This is a genomic window from Brevibacterium sp. LS14 (assembly GCF_012027885.1).
In the GTDB taxonomy this organism is placed as follows: Bacteria; Actinomycetota; Actinomycetes; order Actinomycetales; family Brevibacteriaceae; genus Brevibacterium; species Brevibacterium casei.
Window position 1 is genome coordinate 14,315 of record NZ_SJXG01000028.1, and the last position, 17,087, is coordinate 31,401.

13 protein-coding genes are annotated in these 17,087 nt (G+C 67.6%); 5 read left to right on the plus strand and 8 right to left on the minus strand.

Going from position 1 to position 17,087, the window contains the following annotated elements:
• Positions 1-14: 14 nt before the first annotated feature.
• Together EZE58_RS02235 and EZE58_RS02240 are read left to right on the plus strand one after the other, a co-directional pair.
• Positions 15-698: a DUF1707 domain-containing protein gene (locus tag EZE58_RS02235; protein WP_009379165.1), complete on the plus strand. Its 684-nt coding sequence runs from the start codon at positions 15-17 to the stop codon at positions 696-698.
• Positions 695-1,720: a 6-phosphofructokinase gene (locus tag EZE58_RS02240; RefSeq protein ID WP_009379164.1), complete on the plus strand. Its 1,026-nt coding sequence runs from the start codon at positions 695-697 to the stop codon at positions 1,718-1,720. Before EZE58_RS02235 ends, EZE58_RS02240 begins: the two co-directional genes overlap by 4 nt.
• A gap of 128 nt (positions 1,721-1,848) precedes the next feature.
• On the opposite strand, the gene EZE58_RS02245 is transcribed toward EZE58_RS02240, so the two are convergent.
• Entirely contained in the window at positions 1,849-5,721 is a 3,873-nt protein-coding gene (locus EZE58_RS02245) for a DNA-directed RNA polymerase subunit beta' (RefSeq protein ID WP_009379162.1), read from the minus strand.
• Positions 5,722-5,791: 70 nt separating this feature from the next.
• On the minus strand, positions 5,792-9,271 hold the full coding sequence (gene rpoB, locus EZE58_RS02250; protein ID WP_009379160.1) for a DNA-directed RNA polymerase subunit beta: 3,480 nt from the start codon (positions 9,269-9,271) through the stop codon (positions 5,792-5,794).
• A 262-nt stretch (positions 9,272-9,533) separates the two neighbouring features.
• Here rpoB and EZE58_RS02255 point away from each other — a divergent pair, with 262 nt between their 5' ends.
• Together EZE58_RS02255 and EZE58_RS02260 are read left to right on the plus strand one after the other, a co-directional pair.
• Positions 9,534-10,055 carry a PadR family transcriptional regulator gene (locus EZE58_RS02255; RefSeq protein ID WP_009379159.1) on the plus strand — a complete coding sequence of 174 codons (522 nt, stop codon included), beginning with the start codon at positions 9,534-9,536 and terminating at the stop codon, positions 10,053-10,055.
• Positions 10,052-10,429, plus strand: coding sequence for a hypothetical protein (locus tag EZE58_RS02260; protein WP_009379156.1), 378 nt, complete (start codon positions 10,052-10,054; stop codon positions 10,427-10,429). The genes EZE58_RS02255 and EZE58_RS02260 overlap by 4 nt, the downstream gene beginning before the upstream one ends.
• Positions 10,430-10,434: 5 nt before the next feature.
• Here EZE58_RS02260 and EZE58_RS02265 read toward each other — a convergent pair whose 3' ends face one another.
• On the minus strand, positions 10,435-11,520 hold the full coding sequence (locus tag EZE58_RS02265; protein ID WP_009379155.1) for a GNAT family N-acetyltransferase: 1,086 nt from the start codon (positions 11,518-11,520) through the stop codon (positions 10,435-10,437).
• 128 nt (positions 11,521-11,648) lie between these two features.
• Between EZE58_RS02265 and EZE58_RS02270 the strand changes: the two genes are divergently transcribed.
• Positions 11,649-12,548 (plus strand): MBL fold metallo-hydrolase, encoded by a 900-nt coding sequence (locus EZE58_RS02270; RefSeq protein ID WP_009379152.1) that lies wholly within the window; start codon positions 11,649-11,651, stop codon positions 12,546-12,548.
• 124 nt (positions 12,549-12,672) lie between these two features.
• Here EZE58_RS02270 and EZE58_RS02275 read toward each other — a convergent pair whose 3' ends face one another.
• From EZE58_RS02275 to rplJ, 5 genes are all read right to left on the minus strand, one after another.
• On the minus strand, positions 12,673-13,818 hold the full coding sequence (locus EZE58_RS02275; RefSeq protein ID WP_009379150.1) for a hypothetical protein: 1,146 nt from the start codon (positions 13,816-13,818) through the stop codon (positions 12,673-12,675).
• The gene (locus EZE58_RS02280) at positions 13,815-14,630 is read right to left on the minus strand and encodes a hypothetical protein (RefSeq protein WP_009379148.1); all 816 of its coding nucleotides are present in this window, start codon (positions 14,628-14,630) and stop codon (positions 13,815-13,817) included. Before EZE58_RS02280 ends, EZE58_RS02275 begins: the two co-directional genes overlap by 4 nt.
• Positions 14,627-15,874 (minus strand): hypothetical protein, encoded by a 1,248-nt coding sequence (locus tag EZE58_RS02285; RefSeq protein WP_009379146.1) that lies wholly within the window; start codon positions 15,872-15,874, stop codon positions 14,627-14,629. Before EZE58_RS02285 ends, EZE58_RS02280 begins: the two co-directional genes overlap by 4 nt.
• A gap of 159 nt (positions 15,875-16,033) precedes the next feature.
• A complete protein-coding gene (gene rplL / locus EZE58_RS02290; RefSeq protein WP_009379144.1) occupies positions 16,034-16,420 on the minus strand; it encodes a 50S ribosomal protein L7/L12 in 387 nt (128 codons plus the stop codon).
• Positions 16,421-16,477: 57 nt separating this feature from the next.
• Positions 16,478-17,011, minus strand: coding sequence for a 50S ribosomal protein L10 (gene rplJ / locus EZE58_RS02295; RefSeq protein WP_009379140.1), 534 nt, complete (start codon positions 17,009-17,011; stop codon positions 16,478-16,480).
• Positions 17,012-17,087: the final 76 nt, after the last annotated feature.

Sequence of the window (17,087 nt, forward strand, 5' to 3'; positions counted from 1 at the left end):
CTACACTGGTGACCATGTCCGACGAACAGCCAGAGCTCCCCTCCCGTCCGCGGATCCGCGCCTCTGACAAGGACCGCGACGCCGTGCTCGCCGTCATCACCGACGCCGTCTCGAACGGTCGCCTCGACCCCGAGGAGACCGCTGAGCGGCAGGACGAGGCGATCGCGGCGAAGTACCTCGACGAACTCATGCCGCTCATCGTCGACCTTCCCGAGGGCAACGACCTCCACCGATCGCTCGAGGCGCAGACGGGCGGAACGACCCCCGGATCGCAGATCGTCCCCGGCAACCGACCCGCACCGCTGTCGCCGCTCGCCGCACCCGGCACCTCGGCGCCGGTGAACTCCGTGGCGATCATGTCCGGGCGCGAGATCGACGTGCCCGCCGGCACCGCCGAGGTGACGACGTACGCGCTCATGGGCGGGGACAACATCGACCTCTGCGAGGTGATGGGCCCCGGTGTCACCGTCGAGCTCCACTCCTTCGCGATGTGGGGCGGCAACGACATCTACGTCCCGCCGGGCGTGCGGATCAAGGACGAGACGATCAACATCATGGCCGGCAACGAGGTCCGGCAGTCCGCCCGCGGCGACGGATCGAACGGAACGCTCGTGCTCAAGGGCATGTCGCTCATGGCCGGCCACGACATCCACCTGGCGAAGGGCTACCGAGGAAAGGACCAGGGACAGCTGACATGAGAATCGGGATCCTCACCTCCGGCGGCGACAGCCCCGGACTCAACGCCGTCATCCGCGGCATCGTCCGCAAGGGCATCCGCTCCCACGGCTCCTCGTTCGTCGGGATCAGGGACGGCTGGCGGGGACTCCTCGAGGACGACGTGTTCGAGATGTCGATGCTCGATGTCCGCGGCCTGTCCGGACGCGGCGGCACGATCCTCGGCACCTCCCGCACTCACCCCTACGAGGACGGCGGTCCGGCGCGGATGCGCGAGGTGATGGCCGCCCACGACATCGATGCGATCGTCGCGATCGGCGGCGAGGGGACGCTTTCGGGTGCCTCGCGCCTCGTCGAGGAGGAGGGGCTCAACATCGTCGGGGTGCCGAAGACGATCGACAACGACCTCGACAACACCGACTACACGTTCGGCTTCGACACCGCCCAGTCGATTGCCACCGAGGCGATCGACCGGCTGCGCACGACCGCTGAGTCGCACCACCGGTGCATGGTCATCGAGGTGATGGGCCGCAACGTCGGCTGGATCGCGCTGCACTCGGGTATGGCCGGCGGCGCGCACGCGATCCTCATGCCCGAGTTCCCCGTCTCGATGGACCAGATCGGGCAGTGGGTGACCTCGGCGAGGGACCGCGGTCGCGCCCCGATAGTCGTCGTCGCCGAAGGCTTCGTGCCCGAGGGCCTCGACGAGCAGATCGCCGACCGCGGTCTCGACAGCCGGGGCCGGGCCCGCCTCGGCGGCATCGCGAACTACCTCGCACCCCTCATCGAGGAGACCACGGGCATCGAGACCCGCGCGACGATCCTCGGACACCTGCAGCGCGGCGGCTCCCCCACCGCGTATGACCGGGTGCTCTCGACCCGGCTCGGCATGGCCGCAGCCGACCTCGCCCACGACGAGCAATGGGGGAAGATGGCGAGCCTCAAGGGCACCGACATCGTCGCCGTCGAGATGGCCTCGGCCGTCGACAGCCTCAAGACGGTGCCGCTCGACCGCTGGGAAGAGGCGCAGGTTCTCTTCGGGTAGTCGCGATCCGCGCGGAAGGCGTCGCAACCGCGCGAGCGGCGGCCCAAGCGCTGAATGCACGAGGGGCACCCACCGTGTCGGTGGGTGCCCCTCTGCCGTTCAGACCTCAGGCGGTCTGGAACTCAGACTCAGCTGAAGGCGCCGTAGTCGTAGTCCTCGAGCGGGATCGCGGAGCCGGAGTCGGCGCCGATGCCCGCGTAGAAGTCACCGTAGCTGTTGGTGAACATCTCGGCCTTCGCCTCCTCCGTCGGCTCCACAACGATGTTGCGGTGCGTCTGGAGGCCGGTGCCGGCCGGGATGAGCTTACCGAGGATGACGTTCTCCTTGAGCCCCATGAGCGTGTCCGACTTGCCTTCCATCGCGGCCTCGGTGAGGACGCGCGTGGTCTCCTGGAAGGACGCAGCCGAGAGCCACGACTCGGTGGCCAGCGAGGCCTTCGTGATGCCCATGAGCTCGTCACGGGCCGAAGCCGGCTGTCCGCCTTCGGCGACGACGCGACGGTTCTCCGCCTGGTAGCGGCCGCGGTCGACGAGCTCGCCGGGCAGCAGGTTGGTGTCGCCCGACTCGATGACGGTCACGCGACGCAGCATCTGCCGTACGATGACCTCGATGTGCTTGTCGTGGATGCCCACGCCCTGCGAGCGGTACACCTTCTGCACCTGCTCGACGAGGAAGCGCTCGGCCTCACGGCGACCGCGGATGCGCAGCACCTGCTTCGGATCGACAGCACCGACGACGAGCTGCTCGCCCGCCTTGACGTGCTGACCGTCCTCGACGAGGAGGCGGGCGCGCTTGGAGACTGCGTGCTCGATCTCCTCGCTGCCGTCATCGGGGGTGATGACGACGAAGCGGGTCTTGCGGCTGTCGTCGATCTTCGCCCGACCGGTCGCCTCGGCGATGGGGGCGAAGCCCTTCGGGGTGCGGGCCTCGAAGAGCTCGGTGACACGGGGCAGACCCTGGGTGATGTCACCCGAGGACGCCGCCACACCACCGGTGTGGAAGGTGCGCATCGTCAGCTGCGTGCCGGGCTCGCCGATCGACTGGGCAGCGACCGTGCCGATCGCCTCGCCGATGTCGACGAGCTTGCCGGTGGCCATCGAACGACCGTAGTGCATCGCCGAGATCTGCGTGTCCGAATCCGCGGTGAGCACGGAGTAGACCTTGAGCTCTTCGATGCCGGCGGCCACGAGGGTGTCGACGACCTCAGCGGTGACGTCCGTCTTCGCCGGGACGATGACGTTGCCGTCGGCGTCGGTGACGTCGGAGACCGTGAGACGGCCGTAGACGCTGGTCTCGACGAACTCGTGCGGAACGAGGTTGCCGTCGTGGTCGCGCTCGGCCACGGGCAGGGTGATGCCCTTGGTCGAATCGGTCTCCGCGGTGCGGATGATGACGTCCTGCGAGACGTCGACGAGTCGACGCGTGAGGTAACCGGAGTCAGCGGTACGCAGCGCCGTGTCCGCGAGGCCCTTGCGGGCGCCGTGGGAGGCGATGAAGTACTCGAGCACCGAGAGTCCCTCACGGTAGTTCGACGTGATCGGACGCGGGATGATCTCACCCTTCGGGTTCGTCACCAGACCGCGCATACCGGCGAGCTGACGGACCTGCATCCAGTTGCCGGACGCACCCGAGTCGACAAGGCGGAGCACGGAGTTCTCCTCCGGGAAGTTCGTCCGCATCACCTGGTCGACCTTCTCGGTGGTCTCGGTCCACAGCTTGACGAGCTCGTTGCGGCGCTCGTCGTCGGTGAGCGCACCGAGTTCGTACTGCTGCTGGACCTTCGTGTCGAGCGCCTCGGCGTTGTCGAGGATCTCCGTCTTCGCCTCGGGCGAGACAATGTCCGACATCGCCACGGTGATACCCGAACGAGTCGCCCAGTGGAAGCCGCCGGACTTGAAGTTGTCGAGCGTGTGCGCGACCTCGACCTTCGGGTACTCCTCGGCGAGGTGGTTGACGATCCGGCTCAGCGCCTTCTTGTCGATCGTCGAGTTGACGAACGTGTAGTCGGCGGGCAGGTACTCGTTGAACAGGGCACGGCCCAGCGTCGTGGTGACGTCGAGCGGCATACCCGGCTCCCAGCCCTCGGGAACCTCGAGGTCCGCACCCGGAACGACGTTCTCGAGGCGGATGGTCACGACCGAACCGAGGTCGAGCTCGCCGTGATCGAAGGCCATGATGGCCTCGCCGAGGCTGGAGAACGACCGGCCCTCGCCGGCGAGTCCCTTGCGCTCCGAGGTGAGGTGGTAGAGGCCGATGATCATGTCCTGCGAGGGCATGGTCACGGGCTTGCCGTCGGAGGGCTTGAGGATGTTGTTCGCCGAGAGCATGAGGATGCGGGCCTCAGCCTGCGCCTCGGGGCTCAGCGGCAGGTGGACAGCCATCTGGTCACCGTCGAAGTCGGCGTTGAAGGCCGAGCACACGAGGGGGTGGAGCTGGATGGCCTTACCCTCGATAAGCTGCGGTTCGAACGCCTGGATGCCGAGGCGGTGCAGGGTCGGTGCGCGGTTGAGCAGCACCGGGTGCTCGGTGATGACCTCTTCGAGGACGTCCCACACCTGCGGGTGCTGGCGCTCGACCATCCGCTTGGCCGACTTGATGTTCTGCGCATGGTTGAGATCGACCAGGCGCTTCATCACGAACGGCTTGAACAGCTCCAGGGCCATGGTCTTGGGCAGACCGGCCTGGTGGAGGCTGAGCTGCGGACCGACGACGATGACCGAACGGCCCGAGTAGTCGACGCGCTTGCCGAGCAGGTTCTGACGGAACCGGCCCTGCTTGCCCTTGAGCATGTCGGAGAGCGACTTGAGCGGACGGTTGCCCGGTCCGGTCACAGGACGTCCGCGACGGCCGTTGTCGAACAGCGAGTCGACGGCCTCCTGGAGCATCCGCTTCTCGTTGTTGACGATGATCTCGGGGGCGCCGAGGTCGAGGAGCCGCTTGAGGCGGTTGTTGCGGTTGATCACACGACGGTAGAGGTCGTTGAGATCCGAGGTCGCGAAGCGGCCGCCGTCGAGCTGGACCATCGGGCGCAGCTCGGGCGGGATCACCGGGACGACGTCGAGGACCATGCCCTCGGGGTTGTTGTCCGTGGTGAGGAACGCGTTGACGACCTTGAGGCGCTTGAGCGCGCGGGTCTTGCGCTGTCCCTTGCCGGTGTTGATCAGCTCGCGCAGCTTCTCGGCTTCGGCCTCGAGGTCGAAGTCGAGGAGGCGCTTCTGGATCGCCTCGGCGCCCATGGCACCGGTGAAGTAGAGGCCGAAGCGGGCGAACATCTCGCGGTAGAGGCTCTCATCGCCCTCGAGGTCGTTGACCTTGAGGTTCTTGAACCTGTCCCACACCTGCTCAAGACGGTCGATCTCGCGATCGGCGTTCTTGCGCAGCTTGTCCATCTCCTTGTCGGCGACATCGCGCAGCTTCTTCTTCGCCTGGGCGGAGCCGCCCTCGGCCTCGAGCGCTGCGAGATCCTCTTCGAGCTTCTTGGCACGACGGTCGATGTCAGCGTCGCGGCGGTCGCCGATCTGCTGCTTCTCGACGTCGATCTTGTTCTGCAGGCTCGGCAGATCCCGGTGACGGGACTCCTCGTCAACAGAGGTGATCATGTACGCGGCGAAGTAGATGACCTTCTCGAGGTCCTTCGGCGCGAGATCGAGCAGGTAGCCCAAGCGCGAGGGGACGCCCTTGAAGTACCAGATGTGGGTCACGGGAGCGGCAAGCTCGATGTGGCCCATGCGCTCACGGCGCACCTTGGCACGGGTCACCTCGACGCCGCAGCGTTCGCAGATGATGCCCTTGAAGCGGACGCGCTTGTACTTTCCGCAGGCGCACTCCCAGTCACGGGTGGGACCGAAGATCTTCTCGCAGAAGAGTCCGTCCTTCTCCGGCTTGAGGGTGCGGTAGTTGATGGTCTCAGGCTTCTTCACCTCGCCGTGGGACCAGCCGCGGATGTCATCCGCGGTGGCGAGACCGATCCTCAGCTCATCAAAGAAATTAACGTCAGGCACGTAAATCCTCTTTCCTGGCGATGGACTCGTGGTCCATCAGAAATTCTTGTGTCGGTTGGAGTGGAAGTGCTCAGACTTCTTCGACGGTCTGGGCTTCGCGGTAGGACAGGTCGATGCCGAGCTCTTCGGCTGCGCGGTAGACCTCGTCCTCCGAGTCGCGCATCTCGACCTGGCCGCCGTCGGAAGACAGGACTTCGACGTTGAGGCACAGGGACTGCATCTCCTTGATGAGGACCTTGAACGACTCGGGGATTCCCGGGTCGGGCAGGTTCTCACCCTTGACGATGGCTTCGTAGACCTTGACGCGGCCCGGGATGTCATCGGACTTGATCGTCAGCAGCTCCTGGAGCGTGTACGCAGCGCCGTAGGCCTCAAGGGCCCAGACTTCCATCTCACCGAAGCGCTGACCGCCGAACTGCGCCTTACCACCGAGCGGCTGCTGGGTGATCATCGAGTACGGGCCGGTCGACCGCGCGTGGATCTTGTCGTCGACGAGGTGGTGGAGCTTGAGCATGTACATGTAGCCGACCGAGATCGGGTACGGGAACGGCTCACCGGAGCGACCGTCGAACAGCTGGGCCTTGCCCGAGGAGTCGATGAGTCGGTCTCCGTCGCGGTTCGGGGTCGTGGCGTCGAGCAGTCCGCGCAGCTCCTGCTCGTGGGCACCGTCGAAGACCGGGGTGGCCAGGTTAGTGCCGGCCTCGGCTTCGCGGGCGAGCTGCGGAAGCTCCTCGGCCCACTCGGGGTTGCCCTCGATCTTCCAGCCCTGCTTCGAGATCCAACCGAGGTGGATCTCGAAGACCTGGCCGATGTTCATACGACGGGGCACACCGTGCGGGTTGAGGATGACGTCGACGGGGGTTCCGTCGGCGAGGAACGGCATGTCCTCGACCGGCAGGATCGTCGAGATGACGCCCTTGTTGCCGTGACGGCCGGCCATCTTGTCACCGATCGTGATCTTGCGTCGCTGGGCGACGTAGACGCGGACCATCTGGTTGACGCCCGGCGAGAGCTCGTCGTCGTCCTCACGGTCGAAGACGCGCACGCCGATGACGGTGCCGATCTCGCCGTGGGGCACGCGCAGCGAGGTGTCGCGGACCTCACGGGACTTCTCACCGAAGATCGCCCGGAGCAGACGCTCCTCCGGGGTCAGCTCGGTCTCACCCTTCGGGGTGACCTTGCCGACGAGGATGTCGCCGTCAGTGACCTCGGCGCCGATGCGGATGATGCCGCGATCGTCGAGGTCGGCCAGGGCGTCGGGCGAGATGTTCGGGATGTCCCGGGTGATCTCCTCGGCACCGAGCTTCGTGTCGCGGGCGTCGACCTCGTGCTCCTCGATGTGGATCGAGGAGAGGACGTCGTCCTGGACGAGACGCTGCGAGAGGATGATCGCATCCTCGAAGTTGTAGCCCTCCCACGACATGAACGCGACGAGGAGGTTCTTGCCGAGAGCCATCTCGCCGTTCTCCGTCGACGGTCCGTCGGCGAGCACAGCACCGGCCTCGACGCGGTCTCCCTCGTCGACGATGATGCGCTGGTTGTAGGACGTGCCGTGGTTCGAGCGCTTGAACTTCGCGGCCCGGTAGGTCTGCATCGTGCCGTCGTCGGCGAGGACCGTGACGAAGTCAGCCGAGACCTCGGTGACGACGCCCGCCTTCTCCGCGACGATGACGTCGCCGGCGTCGACGGCCGCACGGTACTCCATGCCGGTGCCCACAACGGGGGCCTCGGACATGACCAGCGGCACAGCCTGGCGCTGCATGTTCGCACCCATGAGGGCGCGGTTCGCGTCGTCGTGCTCGAGGAACGGGATGAGCGCCGAGGCGACGGACACCATCTGACGTGCGGAGACGTCCATGAAGTCGATCTGGTCGCGGAGCACCAGCTCGGCTTCGCCGCCGCCGCCCTTCGGACGGGCGAGGACCTCTTCCTCGGCGAAGCGCTGATCGTCGGTCAGCGGGGCGTTCGCCTGCGCGATGTTGTAGTCGAGCTCGTCATCGGCGGTGAGGTACTCGGTCTCGTCCGTGACGACGCCGTCGACGACCTTGCGGTACGGGGTCTCGATGAAGCCGAACGGGTTGATCCTGGCGTAGGAGGCGAGCGAACCGATGAGACCGATGTTCGGACCCTCGGGGGTCTCGATCGGGCACATGCGGCCGTAGTGCGACGGGTGGACGTCTCGGACCTCCATCGCCGCACGGTCGCGCGAGAGGCCGCCGGGTCCCAGCGCCGAGAGGCGGCGCTTGTGGGTCAGACCCGCGAGCGGGTTGTTCTGATCCATGAACTGCGACAGCTGCGAGGTTCCGAAGAACTCCTTGATCGCGGCGACGACGGGACGGATGTTGATGAGCGTCTGCGGCGTGATCGCCTCGACGTCCTGGGTGGTCATGCGCTCGCGCACGACGCGCTCCATGCGGGAGAGGCCCGTGCGGACCTGGTTCTCGATGAGCTCGCCGACGGCGCGGATGCGGCGGTTGCCGAAGTGATCGATGTCGTCGAGCTTGACGCGCACCTCGATCTCCTCGCCGTCGCGCTCACCCTTCGTCGTCTCGACTCCGGCGTGGAGGGAGACGAGGTAGCGGATGGTCGCGGCGATGTCGTCGACAGAGAGCACCGAGTCCGACAGCGGGGCATCGACGCCGAGCTTCCGGTTGACCTTGTAGCGGCCGACCTTGGCCAGGTCGTAGCGCTTGGGGTTGAAGTAGAGGTTGTTGAGCAGGTTGCGCGCAGCCTCGGCGGTCGCGGGCTCGGCGGGACGCAGCTTCTTGTAGATGTCGAGCAGCGCCTCCTCCTGCGTGGAGACGGTGTCCTTCGCCAGGGTCTCGCGGATCGACTCGAACTCGCCGAACTCCTCGAGGATCTTCGACTCGGTCCAGCCGAGGGCCTTGAGCAGCACGGTGACCGACTGCTTGCGCTTGCGGTCGAGGCGGACGCCGACCTGGTCGCGCTTGTCGACCTCGAACTCGAGCCATGCACCGCGGGAGGGAATGATCTTCGCGGAGAAGATGTCCTTGTCCGTGGTCTTGTCGACGCTCGACTCGAAGTAGGCGCCCGGCGAACGGACCAGCTGCGAGACGACGACGCGCTCGGTGCCGTTGACGATGAACGTGCCCTTGTCGGTCATGAGCGGGAAGTCGCCCATGAAGACGGTCTGGGACTTGATCTCGCCGGTGTTGTTGTTCATGAACTCGGCGGTGACGTAGAGCGGCGCCGAGTAGGTCATGTCGCGTTCCTTGCACTCGTCGATCGAGTACTTGGGAGCTTCGAACCTGTGCTCACGGAACGACAGCGACATCGATCCGCCGAAGTCCTCGATCGGCGAGATCTCTTCGAAGATGTCCTCGAGACCGGAGGTGGTCGCGACGGAGTCGTCTCCGATTTCGATGGCCTCGGCGACGCGGTCCTGCCACGCTTCCGATCCGATGAGCCAGTCGAAGCTGTCGGTCTGGAGTCCGAGCAGGTCGGGAACCTCGAGCGGTTCGCGGATCTTCGCGAACGAGATTCTCTTGGGGGGATTAGCGGTCCTGGTGTTATCGTTGGCGGCGGCCAATGGGATCCTTCCGAGTGCTTCACCAATTGACGCGTTGCCACCCCACCCCGACCGGCTGCCGATCCGTTTGTCGGTTTCGACACCGGGCGACGACGTGGTTCACTGGAGTGGAACTGGCCTGCCCCCCGCTATATGAAGGCACGCCACAGGCACAGCAACGCAAATATCAAGCTTATAGCATTCGGTCAAGTCCCGCAAGGTCCGTCTCCGAACCCCGTCTCCCACCCGTGACATCGATATCCCTCAAGGGTATATTCAGGTCATGGTGTTCCTCCTTCTCGGACTCCTCCACGACGGACCGCGCACCCTCTACGACCTTCACCGAAGGTTCTCCCGCGGGATCTCGCTGTTCTACGCCGCGAGCTTCGGCAGCATCCAGCGGGCCCTCGACCGTGCTCGCGACAGCGGTTGGGTCACGGTCGACGACGTTCCCGATTCGGCGCGCGGGCGCCGGCTCTACTCGCTCACGGCCGCAGGGCGGACACGCTGGCGGGAATGGATGGGCGAACCACCCACCGGGTCGAATCCGGAGCAGACCATGCTCGCGAAGGTCTACCTGCTCGGCCGGCTGCCGGAGACCGAGCGCGCGGCATGCCTCGCGGAGATCCGCTCGCGACTCGACGCCGATGCGTCTGCGCTGACAGCCCTCGCCGCTGACCTCGATGCCGCCGAGGTGCCGGATGCCGCGCGGGAGAACCATCGCTTCGAGAGGGCCACCCTTGACTACGGGCTGCGCTCCCACGCCCTGGCAGTGCAGTGGCTCGACGACCTGGAGCAGTCGTGACCCTCGCCCTGATCATCGCCCTGGTGCTGCTCGCCGCCCTCGCCGCCCTCCAGATCCTCGGGGCGGCGGGGCTGCCCGTCGGCAGTCTGCTCTGGGGCGGGCGAGAACGCGTGCTGCCGACCCGGCTGCGGCTCTCGAGTCTCGCGACCCTCGCCGCCTACGCGGTCTTCGCCGCCCTGCTGCTCAGCCGCACGGGGGTGCTGCCCGGCCGGGACTCCACCGTCGTCATCGTCGCGACATGGGTGCTCGTCGGCGTGCTCGCCCTGAGCACGGTGGCCAACGCAGTCTCCGGCAGCCGGACCGAACGCGCGACGATGGTGCCGACCGGGGCGGTGCTCACGGTGGCCGTCCTTGTCATCGCGCTCGGCTGGTGACGGCCTCACTCCCCCGCCGTGGCGCCCGTGGGCAGCACCTTCTTCCACACGCTCGTCCACGCGAACGTCTCGAATCCGGCGAGGTCGTTGATCGCGAGCATCCACGTGTTCTCCGCCGCATTCCACGTGTAGACCCGCTCGACCGCCGACTCCTGCAGCAGCGCCGCGTGGTTGGCCCTCTTGAGCCTCGCGCCGAGGCGGTGCCCGCGGTGCTCGCGGATGACGAGAGTCCCACCCTGGTCGCCGACCTCGGGGCGGTCGGCGAAGTGGGCGGCCTGAGTGTAGCCGGCTACCTCGTCGCCCTTCATCGCCAGCGCCGTCATCATCCGTTTGCCGGATGCCTCCCGGTCGGCGTCGTTCGCACGCACCCGGTCGGCATCCCAGAACTCCTCCTCCTCGAGGTCGGCGGCCCCGGGCGTGTCCGTCGACATCCTCCGGTGGAGGAGGGCGAGCGCCTCGAGGTGCTCCTCGGGGGTGGGTCCGGCCCACGTGAGGATCGTGTAGCCGTCGTCGCCCTCGTCCTCCGCACCCAGCCCTCCCCCGGCCTCGCGGATCCGCACGACCGAGCACCGTTCGAGCTGCCGCAGAGAGTACCCGTGGGTGCGGGCGAAGGCGACCTCCGGCAGGGTCGAGGGCAGCGCCCCCGTCCCCGAGGCCGCGGCGACTCGCGCGATCCGCGGATCGGCATCGACGACCGCGGCCGGGGACTCACCGAAGCTCGTCAACCTCGTCCGTCCGTCGCCGGCCAGCTGCTCCTCCATAGCCGCGAGCAGCTCGGTGCCGAGTCCCTGCCGGCGGTGCTCGGGGTGGACTGCGACGTGGATCTCGGCGGCATCCTCGTTGTCCTTGAGGCTGAGGTAGGCGATGCCCTTGGCGACGATGTCCGCGCCGAGGCGGCCGAGCCACAGCGCGTGCGTGAGATAGTCGTTCGTCCTCCGCAACGTCCGGCGCACCTCTCCGGGGCGGGGGTCGAAGTCGGGGCCGAGACCCGAGGCTGAGTTGACGACGCGATCGAAGGCGACCACCTCGGCGACGGTGTCCTCGATCTCGGACTCGGTGAGCGAGCCTGCCGGGATGTGCGTGATCTCCATCGATCTCCTTGTCCTCGCGTGCCTGCGCCCGCCGCGGTGCGAAGCGCTCCGAGAGCGAGTCTAACCGCAGACGACGGCGAGGCCGTCGAGACCGGATTCGGGCCGGTGCCCGCCCGTACACTGGGGCCATGACGACCATCACCGTGCTCACGTTCGACCCGGCCGCCGTCAACTCCGGGATCATCACCGGCGCCGACCGCACCCTCATCGTCGACTCGAGTCCCGGGCCGGACACGGCCGCCCGCCTCGTCGAGCGCGCACAGGAGCTCAGCCGCGCTGCCAATGAGATCGTCACCCCCATCGATCTCGTCATCACCCACGACCACTGGGACCACCACCTCGGAGCCGCCGCCCTCGTCGCCGCCGGCATCGACCGCGTCTTCGCCTCCCCCGCCTTCGCCGCCGATCAGGCCGCGAGCACGTGGATCTCCCTCGACGCCCTGCGGACCAATCCCGACACCGCGGACTTCGCCGCGAGCCTGCCGGAGGATCCCGGCGACCTCCTCGTCGAGGTCACCCCCATCGCCGAGGCGGGTGCGGAGCCCACGGTGGTCGACCTCGGCGACTTCCCCGTCGAACTCTCGGTGCTCGGCGGACATTCCACGGCCGATGTCATCGTCAGCCTCCCCGAGGCCGGGATCGTCTTCACCGGGGACCTCGTCGAGGAGGGCTCCGCCCCGCAGGCCGGTGCCGACGCGTCCCTGAGCCATTGGGTCGAGAGCCTCCACGCGCTGCTCGCTCTCCCCGGGGCCGAGGTCTTCGTCCCCGGGCACGGGGTTCCTGTCGATCGGGCGTTCGTCGAACGACAGCTCGAGGACATCGACGGCTTCCGGCTCGCGTCCGTGCCCGGGCAGAGACCGGACACCGACCTGTCGACCGGGGGTTTCGGTGCCGACAGCGAGGACGTGTGGGAGGACGCGCAGGAGCATGAGCACGGGCCCGACGCCGAGGTGACCCTGCCCTCCCGTGCCATGCCCGGTGACCGCGACCGCACGATCCCGCGGGAGCTGACGTTGCCGATGGAGTGAGCCGGCCACTCGGGGCCTCGACTTTTGGACGCTCAGTGTCGATCTGCCGGCCCAGAATCGACACTCAGCGTCCTGGACACGGCCGCTGGACGCCGGTGACTCTCAGCAGATGGAGCCGGTCTGGTCAGGCCTCGCGGTCGAACTCTGGTCGTTCGCGGTGGAGCGCGGTGACGAGGTCGCCGCCGATCGCACCGAAAAGTGTGCGCGCCCAGATGCTCCGGGCCTCGACGTAGGGCCTGTCGCCGTCGAAGATCCACTGCAGTTCGCGCCCGGCGGCGAGGTCCTCTGCGCACATCCGGCACACGGGCACGCGGATGCTCTGCCCGTCGGCGTCGACCCGGGAGGTCGACTGCGCCTCACCGTGGAGCGGGTTGACCGTGCACAGGCTCTCCGGAAGGCTGCCCGTGCGACCGCGCCTCCTCCGGCCACCGCGCTGCGCCTCGGCGATCTCCCTGCCCGCCTGGCGGATGAGGACCATGGCCCCGGCGAGGTCGATCCGCGACGAGCTCGTGTCGTCGACGATGCGGCGGGCGATCTGGTAGGCGTCGAGGGCCCGCTCGACGCGGTCGGCATCGGCGGCGGGCAGGTCCGCGGTGTGGAGGCGGTCGATCGACTCGGCCAATGCCGTCGTGTCGTCGCTGATCGAATCCCGCAGCGAGTCGCGCTGGAGGGTGTCGACGCGGTCGAGGAGCCGCGAGGGCAGTCGGTAGGCCGCGCCCTGCCGGCGACGGCGCAACAGCCAGACACCGGCGATGACGAGGGCGAGGACGAGGATGGAGCCGCCGAGGAGGAGCGGGGCGAGTGATCCCGAACCGCTGTCTACGACGACTTCGCTGCCGGGCACCTCCTGCCCCGTGCCCGCCTGCGCCTCGGTGCGCTCCTGCGGATCGGCGTAGTAGCCGAGGAGGATGTTGAGCTTCGTCGTCGACGGGGTCGAGACGTTCCACTCCCCCATGGCGTTCGTGTACTGGTCCATGACCTCGATCTTCTGGTCCGTGTCCGCAAACGTCTGGTCGGCGATGAGACCGTCGGTGCCGTTGATCATGACGAAGGCCCCCTCGCCGCCGTGGGCGACCTTGACCTGCTGGAGCAGCTCGCGATCAACGCTCGGGGCGTCGACGGCGATGACGTAGACGGGGAAGTCGAGACCCTCGACCGTCGTCGTCGCCTTCTCCATCAGGGCGGGGTTGAGCCGGTCGGCGACGGCCGGGTCGATCCAGAACGGATCGGCCCCCAGCGCCTCGGCGATCTGCTCTCCGGTCGCGGTCATCGGCGCCTCCCTCCGGTCGGTCCCGACCGCACGGGCGCACCCTTCCGACTGCGGACCCTGCGCACGACCCACACGAGGAGAATCGCGGCGGGCACGCCGAGGACGAGGCCGAAGCCGACAGAGGTGATCGCGGACACCGCAGGGTAGGCGAGCTCCTCGGGTCGCTGCTCATCGCTGCGCTCGTCGACGTACTCGAGCTCGGCGTAGGGTTCGTCGACCTCGGTCTGCTTGAGCACCCGCACCCAGTCCAGCGCCCTGCCGGGCGGGGTGGAATCCGCGGCCGGCCGGGGGTAGTCGACGATCCTTCGTTCGATGCCCTTGTCCGCGACGTCCTCACTGGTGCTGCCGACGACGAGCACAGTCGCCTTCTCCTCCGGCAGCTCCCGGGCGATGCGGGCGGCGACGAGCTTCCCCTCACCGTCGGCGTCGTCGAGATCGGACAGCGTCATGAACGCGACGTAGACGGGGACCTCGGACCCGTCGAGTTCGTCGCGCAGGGTGTCGAGTTCGGGGTCGGTGACCGCCCACGCCTGGTACGCGTCGACGTAGATCGGGTCGGAGGCGAGGTCCTCGGCGATCGTGCGGTAGCGGGTCCGGTCGTAGTCGGCGTCGAAGCGGGACTCGATGCGGTCGGAGTAGATCGAGTCGACGCGGATGTCGTCGCTGTTCGCCCGCTCGATGCGCTCGTCTTTCGCGTCGTCGAAGAGGGAGACGCTCCAGACGATCGCCCCGGCGGTGACCGCGGAGAAGACGACGGCGGAGATCGCGAGGCGGATGAGGAGGGCAGTGCGGGAGGCACCGGAGCGTGTCATGACCGCCTCCCCGTCCGGACTGGGCGTTCGGCACCGGGCACGCCGTCGTCGAGGATGGCGTCCTCGAGCGGGGTGAAGCTGCCGAACCCGGAGAGCGCGTAGGCGTCGTCGCGCCGGAAGTAGGGCACGGGTCGGGAGGTGAGGATAGTCGGGTCCTTCGGCACCATGAGGCAGACGGGGTCGTGTCCGGCGTCGAGGTCGGCGATGCACGTCTGACAGGCATCGATGGTGAGCACGGTCCCCGACTGCTTCCACGCGATGCTCTCGACGGGCTTCGTATGCGCGGGGAAGAAGTAGCAGAACTCGGGCGCGGCGGTCTCGGCCGATGCCGCTCGGCGGCCGAGGCGGTTCATCGCCCGCAGCGCCCTGTCGGTGCGCACGAGGGCCCAGATCGCCTGGCGGTGGGAGTGGTCGGGAGAGGATGCCCAGTCGGGGTGGGCGTCGGTGACCGCGTCGATGGCCCGCTGCACCCGCAGCCCGCGGTCGCGGATCGCCCAGCCCTCCTCGTCGGCGGAGGTGGGCTCCGGGAAGGGCTCGAGCGCCCGCGTGACCTCGGGGACGAGGCGGTGACGGCGGACGAGCTCCGGTTCGGTCGTCAGCTCCGACTTCCACCGGTACCGCGTCTTCCGGGTGAGCACCCACGCGGTGAGCCCGAGGGCGGCGAGGGTGGAGACGCCGAAGACGATGCCGTCGGGGTTGCCGAGGTCGAGGCCGGTCGCCTCGATGTAGTCCCCCCGTGACTCGCCGACGTCGACCGGGTCGAAGTCGGGCAGCGGCGGTGCCGGTTCCCCTGTCGCGGCGGCGACGAGGACGCGGAGGTGGTAGTCGACGGCGAGCTCGATGGGGAGGAAGTCGTCGCTTGACGAGCGCTGCAGGACCTGGGAGTTCGGCGGCACGCTCGGACCGTTCCCATCGACGAGGTAGGACCGGCTGCGGGCGGAGGTCTCGGCCTCGGTGAACAGCACGAGAGCCTGGTCCTCTCCCGTCCGGTCGAACATCTCGAAGGCGAGGTCGGCGGTGAACGCGTCCCACTGGTCGTGGTAGCCGATCCAGATCTCCGGAGTCACGGCGACGAAGACGGGGAGTCCGGATCGGGCGGCGTTCTCGGTCGCCGTCTCGACCGCGCTCCGCTGCCTGTCGGTGAGACCGGGGGCGAGCGTGGGGTCGACCCAGAGGGGGCCGGTGTCCCAGGCCCCTCTGATGCGGTCCCGCAGCTGTCCGAGCAGGCGGTCGGTCGTCGTCATGGTTCCAACTCTACGGTGGGCGCTCACACCTGTTGTCACAGCCATGGTGCGGATCTGCCACCTGCCGCCCGGGCGGGTCCCTGGGACGACACGAGCCCCACAGCCGGATCGGCTGCGGGGCTCGTGTCTCTGCGGTCAGTCAGGCTGCCGCGAAGGTGATCACTTGAGGGTGACGGTCGCGCCGGCAGCCTCGAGGGTCTCCTTGGCCTTCTCGGCGTCTTCCTTCGAAGCGCCTTCGAGGACGGCCTTGGGGGCGCCGTCGACGAGGTCCTTGGCTTCCTTCAGTCCGAGGGAGGTGAGTCCACGGACTTCCTTGATGACGGGGACCTTCTTGTCGCCGGCCGACTCGAGGATGACGTCGAACTCGGTCTTCTCTTCAGCGGCGGCTTCTCCGCCACCGGCTGCCGGAGCGGCAACGGCGACAGCGGCCGGGGCAGCGGCCTCGACGTCGAATTCCTCTTCGAACTTCTTGACGAAGTCGGAGAGCTCGATGAGCGTGAGCTCCTTGAAAGCTTCGATGAGCTCGTCTGCAGTGAGCTTAGCCATGGTGGCCAATCCTTCCTGTGGTGGTCACCTGCGGTGACCGGGTTGATGGGGTGATGCTCAGGCGTCTTCGGCAGGAGCGGAGTCCTGCTTCTCGCGGAGGGCATCGACAGTGCGCGCGGCCTTGACCAGCGGAGCGGTGAAGAGGTAAGCCGCCTGGTGGAGGCTTGCCTTCATGGCACCGGCTGCCTTCGCAAGCAGCACTTCGCGGGATTCGAGGTCGGCGAGCTGGTTGACATTCTCAGCGCTGAGGGCGGCACCGTCGAAGTAGCCACCCTTGACGACGAGCTGAGAATTCGCCTTGGCAAAGTTACGCAGAGCCTTGGCAGCCTCAGGCGGTTCGCCGTTGACGAACGCGATCGCGGTGGGCCCGTTGAGGAGCTCATCGAGACCGGTCACGCCGGCTTCCTTGGCTGCAATCTTGGTCAGCGTATTCTTTACCACGGCGTAGCTGACGTTCTCACCAAGAGAGACGCGCAGCTCTTTCATCTGCGCGACGGTGAGACCGCGGTACTCGGTCAGCAATACAGCGTCGGAGTTCTCAAACTGCTGCTTGAGCTCCTCGACTGCGGCTGCCTTGTCTGGCCTCGCCATGGTATTCCTTTCGTACAGGCGCCGGTCTGCGTCCCGACAACGAAAAAAGCGCTCCACGCAGGTACGCGCGAAACGC